Annotated in this window: 13 protein-coding genes; 6 read left to right on the forward strand and 7 right to left on the reverse strand. The window is 49.7% G+C overall.

From position 1 onward, the window contains the following. Positions 1 to 23 precede the first annotated feature (23 nt). Complete coding sequence (locus QNJ26_02765; protein ID MDJ0984441.1) at positions 24 to 356, reverse strand: hypothetical protein; 333 nt, start codon at positions 354 to 356, stop codon at positions 24 to 26. A 313-nt stretch (positions 357 to 669) separates the two neighbouring features. Between QNJ26_02765 and QNJ26_02770 the strand changes: the two genes are divergently transcribed. Next, positions 670 to 2247, forward strand: a complete 1578-nt coding sequence (locus QNJ26_02770; protein MDJ0984442.1) for an efflux RND transporter periplasmic adaptor subunit — start codon at positions 670 to 672, stop codon at positions 2245 to 2247. Further along, on the forward strand, positions 2244 to 5663 hold the full coding sequence (locus tag QNJ26_02775) for an efflux RND transporter permease subunit (protein MDJ0984443.1): 3420 nt from the start codon (positions 2244 to 2246) through the stop codon (positions 5661 to 5663). Before QNJ26_02770 ends, QNJ26_02775 begins: the two co-directional genes overlap by 4 nt. Positions 5664 to 5872: 209 nt before the next feature. Here the strand turns inward: QNJ26_02775 and QNJ26_02780 are convergent, their stop codons facing one another. Continuing rightward, positions 5873 to 6433 carry a hypothetical protein gene (locus QNJ26_02780; GenBank protein ID MDJ0984444.1) on the reverse strand — a complete coding sequence of 187 codons (561 nt, stop codon included), beginning with the start codon at positions 6431 to 6433 and terminating at the stop codon, positions 5873 to 5875. A gap of 126 nt (positions 6434 to 6559) precedes the next feature. On the opposite strand from QNJ26_02780, the gene QNJ26_02785 reads away from it, so the two are divergent. Then, on the forward strand, positions 6560 to 6868 hold the full coding sequence (locus QNJ26_02785; protein ID MDJ0984445.1) for a putative quinol monooxygenase: 309 nt from the start codon (positions 6560 to 6562) through the stop codon (positions 6866 to 6868). A gap of 250 nt (positions 6869 to 7118) precedes the next feature. Continuing rightward, on the forward strand, positions 7119 to 7790 hold the full coding sequence (locus QNJ26_02790; GenBank protein ID MDJ0984446.1) for an SOS response-associated peptidase: 672 nt from the start codon (positions 7119 to 7121) through the stop codon (positions 7788 to 7790). 13 nt (positions 7791 to 7803) lie between these two features. Here QNJ26_02790 and QNJ26_02795 read toward each other — a convergent pair whose 3' ends face one another. The 5 genes from QNJ26_02795 to QNJ26_02815 all read right to left on the reverse strand — a co-directional run bounded on the left by QNJ26_02795 (position 7804) and on the right by QNJ26_02815 (position 12097). Then, entirely contained in the window at positions 7804 to 7992 is a 189-nt protein-coding gene (locus tag QNJ26_02795; protein ID MDJ0984447.1) for a hypothetical protein, read from the reverse strand. A 747-nt stretch (positions 7993 to 8739) separates the two neighbouring features. Then, on the reverse strand, positions 8740 to 8958 hold the full coding sequence (locus QNJ26_02800) for a hypothetical protein (protein MDJ0984448.1): 219 nt from the start codon (positions 8956 to 8958) through the stop codon (positions 8740 to 8742). Between the two features lie 414 nt (positions 8959 to 9372). Beyond that, positions 9373 to 9885, reverse strand: coding sequence for a tetratricopeptide repeat protein (locus QNJ26_02805; GenBank protein MDJ0984449.1), 513 nt, complete (start codon positions 9883 to 9885; stop codon positions 9373 to 9375). A gap of 173 nt (positions 9886 to 10058) precedes the next feature. Beyond that, positions 10059 to 10985 (reverse strand): MerR family transcriptional regulator, encoded by a 927-nt coding sequence (locus tag QNJ26_02810; GenBank protein MDJ0984450.1) that lies wholly within the window; start codon positions 10983 to 10985, stop codon positions 10059 to 10061. Positions 10986 to 11137: 152 nt separating this feature from the next. Further along, positions 11138 to 12097 (reverse strand): DMT family transporter, encoded by a 960-nt coding sequence (locus tag QNJ26_02815; protein MDJ0984451.1) that lies wholly within the window; start codon positions 12095 to 12097, stop codon positions 11138 to 11140. Positions 12098 to 12688: 591 nt separating this feature from the next. Here QNJ26_02815 and QNJ26_02820 point away from each other — a divergent pair. Together QNJ26_02820 and QNJ26_02825 are read left to right on the forward strand one after the other, a co-directional pair. Then, positions 12689 to 12892: a hypothetical protein gene (locus QNJ26_02820; protein ID MDJ0984452.1), complete on the forward strand. Its 204-nt coding sequence runs from the start codon at positions 12689 to 12691 to the stop codon at positions 12890 to 12892. Positions 12893 to 12900: 8 nt separating this feature from the next. After that, entirely contained in the window at positions 12901 to 13278 is a 378-nt protein-coding gene (locus QNJ26_02825) for a PilZ domain-containing protein (protein ID MDJ0984453.1), read from the forward strand. Positions 13279 to 13780 lie beyond the last annotated feature (502 nt).

Raw genomic sequence — 13780 nt, forward strand, 5'->3', positions numbered from 1 at the left:
CCAGACCTTAAATGGACGGTCGTTTAGGGCAATTGTATGTTCTTACCCCCCTCACAGTTGGTGGAATTGCGGCCGCTGGTGCGCGATTGATTATACAATCGGTAGTTATAGCGAATTTTACCAAAACGGCTCTTTATCTGTTGCCGCTGGCCTCTTTTAACTACGCCCCTATAAATTTCTCCGCCTCTCGGCAGCCGATTCCCATCACGGTCGTAATCATTGACTACGACATGCGCATCTTCCCGGCCGGCTTTTACAAAGCAGGTATATTGAGCAGCGGGCGATTCGATGGGTGCCATAAAAATGATGCAAACAACCGTGGAAATAAATAGGATGCCAAACAGTTTGACTTTCATTTTTTTCTGCCTCTCTTCGTTCTTGTTGGCGATGTTGACTTCCCTGTTGAAGATCCGCTTGAAAGTGCTGAACAGTATCGCTGCGGTCTAAAATGATAAGCAGTGCTACATTCCCCTAAAGTGTGTTGCCTTTGTGTAAGATAAGGTTACCTCAGGTTGTTCGAAACGTCAATATTACTGGTCGGTTTGCAACTTGACGATCGTTAATCTAGCCTTAGTCTTACTAAAGTAAATTCTTCCACATGTCACACATTCTCCAGTTCACTTTCAGAATGGTGATGATCACAATCGTTTTTCAGATGGGGGGACAACGATGCACATCATCTCTCTAAAAAATGCCGCCTTAATCGATACCTGCCGTCGAAGCGGCATCTTCGCAATAACAATTCTTGCCTTTTTGCTGCAAAGCATGATTTTTGGCTGCCAGTCGGGTGAAACTGATGAAACTATTCAACCGGCGCGGCCGGTCACCTACCTGACGCTTGCCAAGCGCACGCCCGTCAGTCAATCCCTGGTGGCCGGGTCCGTTGAGTCCTGGAAAAGAGAAACCCTCGGGTTTGATGTCAACGGGCGGCTGCGATTTGTGAAAGATCGCGGCACCAATGTCCAGGGGCCCGCAACCGATGATGCCGGTAATATACTGCAAGCGGGAACACTGGTGGCCGAGTTGGAAAGCCCCCGCTTTAAAGTGGCCGTCAGCAAAGCGGCGGCGGACATCCGCGATATCGAAGCTGAAGTTTTTCGCGCTAAACGCGATTTTGAGCGCCAGCGCAATATTTTTGAGAAAGGTGCCGGAGCCAAGAGCTTCTTGGACAAAGCCGAGGCCGATTTTAAAGCGGCCAGAGCCAGACTGGAGGCGGCTCAGGCCAATCTGGCACAAACCAAGATCGATTTGGCCGATACGCTGCTGTTTGCGCCTTTCAGTGGGCAGGTTGCCAGGTTGCATGCGATTCGAGGCGGCTATGTGGAACGGGGCGAACCGGTGGCCACCATTCAGATGATGGACCCGATCAAGGTCGAAGTTGCCGTCTCACCGGAAGTGGAACAAAATCTGAATTACAACGATTTGGTTCTGGTTTATGGGGGTCCCGGCGAAGCGCCCCTTCATGGTTGGGTCCACAACAAAGCGCCCACCGCAGACACCGCCACGCGCACATTTATGGTGACATTGCTGGTCCGCAACCGCCTGGTGGAAATCGGGATACCCGAGGAGGTGGATCCGCAAGACATTATTCGCACTAACGCACTGTACAGTCTGGAATCTGAGAAAGCCGACGGCCAACCGCCGTTTTTTGCCAGTGAAGACACGCTCTACAAAGATAAGGACGGGTTTTTCGTCTGGAAGGCCGATGGAGTGACCATTAATGATTTGGGGGGTACATTCAACCCGGTGTTCACGGTAAGCAAAGTCAGGGTAAAGCCGGGCGAACGCTTTATCAGGGCTTTCGGGCTGTTTTCCTTCCGTGAACTGGTGGATATCGGCTCCCTAAATCCAGAAACCGATCTGGGCGTGGCGAATGCGCCGTCCGATCTGCAGGAGGGTCAATCTGTGGTGTGGGTGCGTAAAAACTGGCTGTTGCGCCCCGGTCAAGTCGTCGGGGTCGACCTTCAACAGGGCCGGCTGAACACCGGGTTTTACGTGCCGGTTCTATCGGTTATGAAAGAAGGCGCCGGATATCATGTGTTTGCGGTCGAATCCGTGGATGAAACCCACCAGCGGGCAGTAAGGGTGGCGGTCAAAACCGGTCAAAACATCGGCACGCTGATTGAAATTATACCGGAGGCAGCGGACAGGTTGTCGGACGGTATGAAAGTTATCGTGGACGGAGCCGCTTACCTGCGGGAGGGTGACCCAGTCAATGCCTTTGTCGAAGTCGAGGTCAAGCTATGAATCTGCCTAAATTTGCGTTGCAACACAAACCGATTGTATTAGGTATTGCATTTCTATTGTTATGTGCCGGCCTCAACACCTTTTTGACCGCACCCCGCCGCGAAGACCCTGAATTCATCATTCGGGAAGCCACCGTCACCACCGAATGGCCGGGGGCCAATGCCCGCCAGGTGGAAGAGCTGATATCCGATAAAGTTGAAAAGGCGGCCGCCAACATCAAACAGGTCCGACGCGTGATATCTCGCAGCTATTATGGGCGCTCGGTGGTGAATGTATCCACCATATATGAGATTGACGACACCGCGCCTGTGTGGCAGAAGCTGCGCGCCGAGATGCGGCTGCTGCAGACGGAGCTGCCGGAAACGGCCCATCCGCCCAAGGTCGACGATAACTTCGGCGATACCGCCGCCCTGGTTCTGGCGCTCTACCAGGATCCGGAAACCGCCAAGACACAACCCTACACGCCGCGCCAATTGGAAATCTTTGCCAAACGACTGCGCGACCGGCTGATGGATCTGCGGCCGGTGACCAAGCGGCCTGACGGTCGCGTGGTGCCGCTGACCACCGAACCCGCCTATGTGGCCCGCCTGGACCTGTATGGCGTTCAGCCGGAAGTCATCTACCTGGAAACAATTGCCGAGAAGTGGAGCCAGCTGGGCATCACCAGCGATTTTCTACAGCGCATACTCAGCGAGCGCAACGTGATCGCCCCGGCCGGCATTCTTAATACCGAAGACTACCGCATCAACACGCGTATTACCGGCAACTTTGATGCCGTGCGCGAAATAAACGGTGTGGTCGTGGACCGCATCACCAGAGATAAGCAAACAGAGGCACCTGCAAAACCCAAATCCAAGCGTCCGGCGTTTGATGTGCCGGTCAAACTCAAGGACCTGGATATTGTCGTGAAGCGCGAGTACCAGGATCCGCCTGCCGCGCTTACCTATTACGGCGACTCCGAAGCATCGATGCCCGCTATTGTGCTCTCGTTTACCATGAAGCCGGGGAAAAATATCTCCTGGCTGGGTGATGCCGTGGAGTTGCTGCTGGAAACGGCCAGCCAGACCTTTTTGCCGCCGGATATCCGTGTTGCCGTGGTTTCAAATCCCCCGGCTTTTGTGGAGAAAAAGGTCAGCGACGTGGTCGACAACCTGATTTCAGCGGTTGTTTTGGTGCTGATCATCCTTAGCCTGCTGGCCGGGCCGCGGGTGGCACTGGTCACTGCCATTACGGTTCCGCTGGTTATGTTGACCGCCTTGGCCCTGATGCGCATCTGGGATGTCGAAATCGAACAAATCTCGCTGGCGGCCCTGATTGTCGCGCTGGGGCTGCTGGTGGACAACGCCATTGTCATCGGTGAAAACTCGTCCCGCTTTATGAGTGAGGGGATGCCGCGCGAAAAAGCCGTAGTAGAGGGCGCTACGACAGTCGGTACCTCGCTGCTGTGGTCTTCGCTGACCACCATCGGCGTTTTCATACCGATGGCCTTTGTCCTGCCGGGGGACATGGGCGAATATGTTTTCAGCCTGCCGGTGGTGGTCTCCCTGACCCTGCTGGTCAGCTGGCTGTGTGCCATGACGGTCACCCCTATTTTAAACTTTTACCTACTGAAGCCTATCGCCGGGCTACCGATTGTCATGGTTATTAAATGGATCGCCGCCAAGCTGGGCATAAAAGGGCGTGAACGGCCTGCCAAAGACGATGCCGCCAAAGATAATTTATTTGTCGTCCTTTTGCGCTGGGCCATTCGGCTGCGCATGGTGGTCATCCCCGCTGCTTTTGCGTTGCTGTTTGCCTCGTTTATGCTGCCGGTGCCGCCTTCTTTTTTCCCGGATTCGGATCGCCCGCAGTTTGTGGTGGATGTCTGGTTGCCCGAAACGGCATCCATTTACCGCACCGCCGACACTACCCAGCAGGTTGAAGCCCTCATACGCCGGCTCAGCCAGGTCAAACGGCAGGACGGGGCCTGGGTGGCGTCTGTCGATGAAGACGGAAATCCGTTTCCACGGCTGGATAATATGGTGACTTACGTTGGCGCCGGCGGTCCGCGTTTTTATACGGGCACAGATCCCAAACCGGATGCGCCGCATTATGCCCTGATATTGATCAATGCCAACGACCCGGAGGGTGTCTATGATTTCATTGCCGACATTCGCTACGCGGCCTGGAACGGCATCGGTCAGCAGGGCGATCCCGACTACCTGCCGCCCATTACCGGTGCCCGGGTCGTCCCTCAGACACTCGTGTTGGGCGTGCCCGTGCCCACACCAATCCAATATCGCATCTCGGGACCGCGTCTGGCAGATGAGGCGGTTTTGCGCCATTACGGCCTCAAACTAAAAAATATACTCAAAGACAGCCGGATGGCCTGGGATGTGCACGACAGCTGGGGTGTTTATGGTCTGCAGCTGGATGTCGATGTCGATTCGGTGGATGCCAACCTGGCTGGCGTGACCAATAACACCATTGCACGCACCCTCAATGCCTATTACAGCGGACTGCATCTGACCCGTTACCGCGAAGGCGATCGCGAAATCCCGGTGATGCTGCGTCTACCCAAGGATCAACGTCAATCCCTTCAAAAGGTGAATACCGCCTTTGTCGAGGGTTATGACCGCAAAGTCCCCCTGAAGGCTATCGCTGATTTAAAGGTACGCTACGAACCCACCCTGATCACCCGCTACCAGCGCGAGCGGTCCCTGTGGGTGCAGGCGCGGCCGGAGACGGATTTTTTGGCCAGGGAAGTATTGGAGATATTGAAGCCTCAGGTGGCTGCCATCGAAAAGGAGCTGCCACCCGGATATCATATCGCCAACGGCGGCATCGACGAAGAGGCCGTGCGTGGCGAACGCGCCAATAACGTGGCCCTCGGTGTCGGGGCCCTATTGGTCATCCTATGCCTGCTGCTGCAGTACAACTCGGCGGTCAAGCCTCTGCTCATTTTATTGACGGTCCCGCTGTCGGTCATCGGCGGGATGCTGGGTCTGTGGATGCGTGACATTCCGTTCGGATTTATGGAAACGCTGGGTTTTTTGGCATTGTTCGGCACGGTCTTGAATGCTGCTATCCTGTTGATCGATTATACCGAGCAGTTGATCCGCGAAAAGCTGAATGCCAAAGAAGATCTGGCACCCGAAGGAGAGCGCTCTTACTGCGGTTTGACCTGGGAAGCTTTCCGCAGCTGCATGCTGAAGGCCGCTCGCGTGCGCCTGTTGCCGATTTTTATGACCACCGCCACCACCGTGGCCGGGTTGATGTCGCTGATGTTTGGCGGCGGGCCGTTGTTTAAAGGTCTGGCTACGGTTTTTGCTTCCGGGTTAATTGTGGGCAGCACCATTACGGTGTTTGTGCTGCCGGCGCTGATCGCCCTATTTGTCAAAAATTTCCGCTTTCAATTGGTGCGCCCTGAAGGTTAAAATGCAGCTGCCATTGCCTGTTGAATTTTGCTTTAAAACCAACTCAAATCCGAAAATTCTCCTTTGCCTCATCAACCAACGTTCATGACCTGCCAGGCGCACGGGGATCAAACAGCAAATTTTCGTGTTTCCAAAATGTCAGGCATGAACTTGCCCTATTTGAATGATGACTGCATCAAAGAGATGGATATGCGCTGCTCGACTGGAGACTAGCGGCGATTGTCGACGAGGGGGATGTTGAAGGTGTAAGCACGGCCCTGATATTGAATTTGAAGAACGATATTGGCGATATGTTCCGAGGGTTTCTGATTGGCCTCAAATGACCAGTTGATCAACTTTCGCTCCTCAAAGGGTTCCAAACCATCAAAATCAGAATCCGGCTGGCGTGTAAAATCGGCAGATTCCGTCAGAACCAGACCGGCATCATCCGTTTCCGTTTGTTGTTGGCCGGAATTTTTTTGATAGACTTTTTTGGAAAGAAATGTGATTTTGTGGAGGGTAAGGTTTTCAAACCCGATGTTGTAAAAATCGATCGCCTGTGTTTGCCAGGGTACGTCCGATGGATAGCCTTTGTACGGTTGCCGGCCGACATATTGGCAATCGATTTTAAGAAACGGTGTGCCTTGATAATCGGTCACCATGCGCTTTACGGTCCGCTCTTGATAAGGATTTGACGCTGCATTTTTCCCCGGGTCGGTTGCGCTGCACCCGGCCCAAAAACTGCAGACGGCAAACCATACGATCATATACCTGACGACGCCTGATTTCATGAACCCGATCCTCAACATTAAACGTTCGAATATCACATAACTTATCGGCCATGTGGGTGCAAGCCTTTAATTTTGTATCAGATTTTCTTGCAGCTGATCTATTGTCCAGTCAAAAAGGAATTTCCCATGATATATGTCATTGCCACCATTGAGCTAAAGCCGAATTCGAGAGAAAATTATCTGACGATCTTGCAGAACAATGTGCCCAAGGTAAAAGCTGAAGCCGGCTGTTTGGGATACGAACCGGCCGTTGACATCGATTCCGGTTTGGCTTTTCAAAGCGCCATCAGAGAAGATGTGGTCACCATTGTCGAAGCCTGGGAAAGCCTCGAGCATCTGGTGGCCCATCTCAAAACGCCGCATATGCTTGCCTACCGGGATGCGGCCACACCGTACGTTCAACAGGTTAGCGTTCGGGTTATGACGCCGGCCTGAACCATTTAGTTGCACAAATACTTCACGCTGGTCTCAGCAAACGCTTTTCACTTTTAGATGCGTAACCCCTAAGTGAATAAAGTGAACTAAAGTTCGGAGTGCCTAAAGTTGAGGAATTCTATCTTTTTAAAAGGAGGGAGCGCAAGCGACACCACAATTTTAGGCACTTTAGGCACTTGTAAATTCAACCGCTTTTATAGCAATAATGAAAGCGCTTTTGACTTAGCTTCGATCTTGGAGGTAACTGCTTATGTGTGGCCGCTTTGTAGGATATCGTCAACTGGATGAGCTGCAGCAATTTTTCCCCATTGACCGCGCCAATTGCGACGTGGCCGCCAATTTCAATGTGGCGCCGACACAGGAAATTTTGGCGATATACACCTATGAGGGCGAAAACTGGCTGGATAGATTCCATTGGGGGCTAGTGCCGTTTTGGGCCAAGGACCCATCCATCGGAAATCGCATGATTAATGCCCGTGCTGAAACGATTGCCGAGAAACCGTCCTTTAAAAATGCCTTTAAAAAGCGCAGGTGTTTGATCATTGCCGATGGTTTTTATGAGTGGAAAGGCACCAAGGGGCAAAAACAACCGATGTTGATCACGCTGCCGGATAAGAAACCTTTTGCATTTGCCGGGTTGTGGGAGATCTGGTACAAAAATAAGCAGGCGCCAGCTTATCGGTCATGTACGATCATCACAACGGAAGCCAGCGCATCGATACGCGAAATTCACCATCGAATGCCGGTAATACTTAAACCCGAGGTTTACAGGGATTGGCTGAACCCGCAATATCAGAATACAGAGAATTTAAAACATATTCTGGCAGTGGAACGCCTGACGGAATTGACCAGCTACCCGGTATCAAAGCAAGTCAACTTCGCGCGCAATAATGACCTCTCGCTTTTAGATCCAATTAAGTAAATCACAGAACACGTCAAAAAGTTCGTATCAGCACTGCCCACGCGCTCAGCGCCAGCACGACGGCAACCAACATGGCCTTTGACGCTGGCGCCAGCAAACGGACAATCCCCACCAACACCGTAATGAGCACCAAAGCGGCAATGATAATGGCTGGTGCCATGATCCACGGAATTTTATCCGCCAGCGCTAAGAATTGCTGCATTTTATCCTCCTGCGGTGGGTTTTTAAGACAGGTTTGGTGGCGCGGTTTCAAGTTTTTCGACGATCGTGTCAGGCATCAGGTGCTGTTTCAGGATATCTAGATTTTAGGTTGCCGTTAGTGAAGTGAGCAAGAGCTGAGAAGTTCCACTGATGTTAAGAATGGGTGCCACAAAAGCGTCAAATTTGCGCACCATTGTATATATACCACATGTTGTATGTCAATAAATAAATTATACCATATATGCTACTTTTTATGGGTTCTCAAATAACTGCAAACTAAAAAGCGGATTGAAACTTCATCCTGTACAACTGCGGTTTTATCTGCTAAAACCCTCCCTTCCAATCAACAGGCCGCTAAAAAGAGGAAAACAAGAAAGATCCGAGGGGGATATGAAAGGTCCGCTCAACAAAGGTGCTAAAAAACCGGTGTGGTATGAAAATAAAAACACCGTTAATGGCTTTCTGGATAAAGGCAATAACCGTAGGACCGGTAGACTCGAGAAAAATCCACCACCTGATAGGCATTCCTGGTTAGAGATCATCAAAAGATCATGGCGTGTCAAATAGGGCTAAATTTTACCCTGTTTCGATTGGCATCAGGGGATATTCACGCCAGGTATTCGCTTACTGGAAGGTTGCCTCGAATCGGTGTCAATATAAAAGGGCAGCTAGAGCTGCTGCCCTGTATAGGCGGAGAAAGCATTCTAATCCTTGCAGGTCTACTCCCACCAGTTTATAGATGCCTGATTTAAGAGCGACTGTCCGTCATAAAAGCTTCGTTAATCAAATTTTCGACCTCTGGTCTACGCTTGAAGATCGGTATCAGATCCAAAAAGCGCTGAAGTCTCTGCTCACCAACCACACGAATGATTAATATCGCCAAAGCCACTGTTGCCCCGATGAGAACGACACTGGCGCAGCTTTTAATCGTAAAGCGCTGGTCGCGCGACCATAGTTTGCCTATCAAAAAGATCGCCCCCCCCTATTATTCGGTTAAGATGATACCATTAATTCTTGGAACTATCTTCTACACCAAATTTCATCGCAAATTTAATGTATTTTCGCTCAGCAATTTTATTGTTCACTTCAGAAAAATGAATCACATTCTCTGGAATCCTGAAATTTCGGCGGTATTTTTCCAAAAATATTTCAATTCCTGACTGTATATGCCGATATATGTCTTCCTTGAGGTATAGAGAAGCAAAAATCATGCACGATTTAAAAGCGCCGCAAAGAGATCAAATTATTAACATATTCAGTCACCTATATATTTTTTTGGACTGTTAAGCTATACATCTACATGAAAAAAGTTTCCCAATTATGGCGAAATGGCCTTACTAATGAATATGGGGATGCAAAAACAGTGGTCGCAGGCGCGCATTTAGCGGTCGATTTCACCGGCCGTCAATGATTCCAAACGCATTTGCTGCGATCGCCAGACATTGTTATCGTTTGCAAACGATTCGATATTCTTGTTCGTCAAGAACTCTACCATTTTAATGTCATCCACGGCCAGATCTTCATTTCCCATTTTGGTATGCAGCGTTGCGCGACTATAGTAGGCTGCACCATATTCGGGATCCAGCTCAATGGCTTTCTCAAAATCAACTATGGCATCGGCATCTTTTCCCTGTCTTTCCTTGGCAAGACCGCGCAAGTGATAGGATCGCGCCAGATCGGGATTTAGTTGGATCGCACGATCAAAATCAGCAATGGCTTCATGCAAATGATCGGAGCGAAAATATGCCGAGCCCCGGCTCATATAGGCGAGTGTGTGTTCCGGGTCGGAGTCGATAGCCTGTGTCAAATGTTTAATGCTTTCATCGTAATTATTTTTTAAAAAAGCAAACATACCGTTTATGTAACTGTTATTGGCCTCTGTATTAGTTGTCATCGTACACCTCCATTGTGACGAATCGAATTATTTTGTCTAATTTATGTCTAAAATTAAGTTAGAATGCATAGATGTCAAGCCGGTTCGCCGGATGGCAATAAACAAGGTGATCAAACTGATAACACGGCTGGATATAGAAGGAGAATTTTGCTGCGGTTGCCCAAGAGGGGCAGTCAACTCAATTTGTCTAAAATATTGCGGAAATCGGATATGTTATGCGGATACAAGACGTTCAGTTGCTTTAATGCTGCCGCGCATGATTGCAGACCGCTTCCGCCGACGATGATGGCCACTTGTTCGGTCACGTATCGACGTAATTTTTTTATTTCGCGCAGGGTCTGTCTTTCAGCATCCTGGTAAACGATGCTGAGCGCAATTGCCAGCGCATTCTTGTGTACGGCAGCAGCTGCAATTTCTTCGGCTGGCAGATTGGGCCCAAAGTAAAACACACCCCACCCGGCCTCTGCAGCGATGATGGCAGCCATCAACGCACCCAGTTCATGCCAGTGGTTTGCCGGGGTTGCAACGACGATTTTCGGCATCGGCAGCAGCGGGCGGTAGACAGAGAGCATATCCCGCAAAAAAGAAACCAGAATTGATGAGGCCATGTGCTCATTGATGATTTTGAGCTCACCCCTACTCCAGCGCTCACCAATTTCAATCGTCAAGGGTATGACCACTTCTTCAAAAAGCCGCGGCCTTGTGAGCACGACGGCAGCTTGGCCTAAAGCGGCCTCAAACGCCAACTCATCCAGGTTATCCACAGCCGTTTGGCACGCTTGCAGGAGCTCTTCGGGTGTGGTCAGCTGGGTCTGAAAAGTTTCAATCGGCCCGGTATCTGCAGCAGCGCTGCCGATAATATCCGACAGTGTATTATCGTCTAATTCTGACAACTGCGCTATGCGGTGCCCCCTCTGGCAAGCTTGCTGCAGAAGCTGCAAATGCTGGATGTCGCTTTCAGAATATAACCGGCGACCGGTCGCGGTGCGACCCGGCTGCACTGCACCATAACGTTTTTCCCAGGCGCGGATCACATGCGCGCTCAATCCGGTCTGCCGCGCAACAAATCCTATCGGGTGTATTTTGCGCTTGTTACGCATGCCGCCAAGCTAACATAGCACCGATGAGATGTCAAAGAAATTTTAGACAAATCATTGACAATTCTCTAGTGACCAGCGTTCACTAATTTCTGTCAAAAAAGTGCGAGACCATTGGGCGAAATACACGGCAGCAATTTCTGTGACAGGCGCCTTTAGCTCTCGGAAGATCTTTTCACATGCGGACAACGGTTTGATAGAGATAAATCTCCATCCACGGCTGATGGTCTCTTCTTTGGCAACCACCCCATCACACGGCCGTCGATAATGATCAACCCCAGAAAGATACAACCCATGCCGGCATATTCGGCCAGTCTAATATCCTCACCCAGGACCCCGACCCCCAGCAAAAGCGCGCTGATGGGAATCAAAAATGTCACCAGCAGCACATTTGTGGCGCCAACGGCGGCCAACAAATGAAAATAGAGAAGATAGGCCGCCGCAGTGCTGACAACGGCAATACCTAAAACGGCCGCGATAGCCTCAATGGAAGGTTGAATCCCAAAGGGTGCATCGACGATGATGGCCAGTGGCAGCATAATGACAGTTGAGCACAGCAACATGCCGGCAGAATTGACGAGGGCAGGAATATTTTTAAAACGCTTGCCGAAGATTCCGGCAAAACCATAACTGAGTGCAGCAAGGAGCACCGCTGCCTGCCCCAGACCGCGCCAGCTAAATCCATCGGACAGCTCGGGTTTCATCATCAGATAAACGCCCATAAAACCGACGACAACCCCCAATATTTTGGAAAAGGTCAGGCGTTCATCTGCGGTTAAAAAATGGGCCAGCAAAACTGTAAAAATCGGGGTTGTTGCATTCAGAATCGATGCAACGCCGCTTTCAATGCGGGTTTGTCCCCAGGCAATGAGGGTGAAAGGTATGGCATTGTTAAGCAACCCTAGCAGAATGTATCCCATCCATGTTTTTAAGGAAACCGGCAGTTTTTTGCCGCCAAGGTATACAGCCCCAACCAGAAATACAGTGGCAATGGCAATCCGCAGAAATACCAGCGTAAATGGTTGAAAATCGCGTAATGCGATTTCTACGAAAAAAAAGGAACCTCCCCAGAAAAGTGATAGGATCGTTAGCAGTCCCCATTGATGTGAGTTCATTGATCCCAATTGGATTCTCCTCTCTGATTTATAACTCTTGCCCCACTGTAATGGTATGCTGGGAACGCCGCCACCCGATTCTTGCGATATTTTGGCAGACGATGGTCATTACCAAATTTTAAGATAGAAAGAAAGCGCTCTTTGGCCTTATCCCGACCGCAACACCCCCTCTGTCCTCCGTCCTCTGACTTCTGTCATTTGGACCACAGCGATATGTCATTTAGGTAATAAAACTATGGCATGAATTACCCAATTATTTGATTTTTAAATTTTCTTATTTTTATAATAAATTGATATATATACAAAAATAAAAATCAATGACAATGGCATATTTTTTGCATTTTGCGAATGGTGTCTGCAGGTGCCGAGACCTTCAATGCTTAGGTTTGGCTCGCAGCAGGCACTTCTATCGGCTGGGGGGCGGGTTCTCATTTTACCCCTTTTACCCTTCAAATTGGTATGCCTTTTGGGAACCCCAACCCCCTTCTTCCCTTACAATTAATCATTGAGCGGGGGCTCAAAAGGGAGCGCGGCCTAAACGGGTCACAAACAGGTTCGAATCCTGTACCCGCTCCATTTCCTGGGTGACATATGAAAATACTATTCGCATCTGTGTTTGCTGCTGTTTCGATTGCTATCTTTATTGGATTGGCTGAGGCTGGCGTCTTTACGGATATTATCACCCATCTTAAAAACAACGGGATAACGGGCCCGGGGAAGATACCATTGCCAGTTTTTATGTTTCTGCTGGCCATCGGGATTATCGGCATTTTGGGAATTAGGCGAAAAGGATAAAAACGTTTATGGATCGCCTAAATCACCTCAAATCCAGGAAGGATGCACGGTTGGTTTTCCGAAGAAACCAGGAGGTCGCCGTGCGCTGCTTGACCAATACCTGCAATTTTGATGGCCACATCAAAAATGTCAGTTCTTCAGGAATATTCATAACAACCAACCAGCATCTGCCCATCGGTGAGGAAATAGCAGTTTCTTTCAGCTTTCCCGACTCCGGCAATCATGTCAAGGCAACCGGAAAGGTCGCCCGGGTTACCAATTCCGGAATCGGTGTCGAAATACAAGTCTATTTCAAAGAAAAAGACAGCCCGTTCAAAAAATCGACAAAAAGCCGCAAAAAGCAGCCTCAGCTGGTATTTTTGGACTCAACCAGCCCACCCGAATAAAACCCCGCTTCAGCCGCGTCTAACTTTGCTGAATGTCTTATCCGGTGAGCCTTTCAACTTAAGCGCCTAACGTTAAAGCCCGCCATGACCATTCGATTCCTGCAGAGCACAACATCTGCACCTGCAGCGCGAGCAGGGTGTTTTTGAGATTAATATGATAATTTCATATATTTAAAAAAAATTACTACTTAAAAAAATTGTGAGTGGTTCAAAAATCAGCTAAACTGGTAAGTATCAACAAGCACATAACATGCTCATGATTACGATAGCATCATTCAACCAAACAAGAAGTGATAACGGGCAATTTTTTTCGTTGATCTTTTTTTTTGCTGCTTCCGCTGGCCCTGGGCATACTCACCATATACCTGTCCATCGATCTTTTTGAGTATTTAAAAAACACCATCCGGCTGCCTACACGCAAATGTTCTTTAATAGCCTTTTTGGCATGTCCGGTAACGATTTGCTTTACCTGGTCAAACCACAGGAATATTTTCGATTTTTG

The organism is Desulfobacterales bacterium (assembly GCA_030066985.1).
Classification (GTDB): domain Bacteria; phylum Desulfobacterota; class Desulfobacteria; order Desulfobacterales; family JAHEIW01; genus JAHEIW01.

Coding starts and splice junctions, on each gene's coding strand:
- QNJ26_02805 (MDJ0984449.1), bottom strand. CDS start 9,885: ATGACAACTAATACAGAGGCCAATAACAGTTACATAAACGGTATGTTT.
- QNJ26_02825 (MDJ0984453.1), top strand. CDS start 12,901: ATGGATCGCCTAAATCACCTCAAATCCAGGAAGGATGCACGGTTGGTT.
- QNJ26_02795 (MDJ0984447.1), bottom strand. CDS start 7,992: ATGCAGCAATTCTTAGCGCTGGCGGATAAAATTCCGTGGATCATGGCA.
- QNJ26_02785 (MDJ0984445.1), top strand. CDS start 6,560: ATGATATATGTCATTGCCACCATTGAGCTAAAGCCGAATTCGAGAGAA.
- QNJ26_02775 (MDJ0984443.1), top strand. CDS start 2,244: ATGAATCTGCCTAAATTTGCGTTGCAACACAAACCGATTGTATTAGGT.
- QNJ26_02820 (MDJ0984452.1), top strand. CDS start 12,689: ATGAAAATACTATTCGCATCTGTGTTTGCTGCTGTTTCGATTGCTATC.
- QNJ26_02780 (MDJ0984444.1), bottom strand. CDS start 6,433: ATGAAATCAGGCGTCGTCAGGTATATGATCGTATGGTTTGCCGTCTGC.
- QNJ26_02815 (MDJ0984451.1), bottom strand. CDS start 12,097: ATGAACTCACATCAATGGGGACTGCTAACGATCCTATCACTTTTCTGG.
- QNJ26_02810 (MDJ0984450.1), bottom strand. CDS start 10,985: ATGCGTAACAAGCGCAAAATACACCCGATAGGATTTGTTGCGCGGCAG.
- QNJ26_02790 (MDJ0984446.1), top strand. CDS start 7,119: ATGTGTGGCCGCTTTGTAGGATATCGTCAACTGGATGAGCTGCAGCAA.
- QNJ26_02770 (MDJ0984442.1), top strand. CDS start 670: ATGCACATCATCTCTCTAAAAAATGCCGCCTTAATCGATACCTGCCGT.
- QNJ26_02765 (MDJ0984441.1), bottom strand. CDS start 356: ATGAAAGTCAAACTGTTTGGCATCCTATTTATTTCCACGGTTGTTTGC.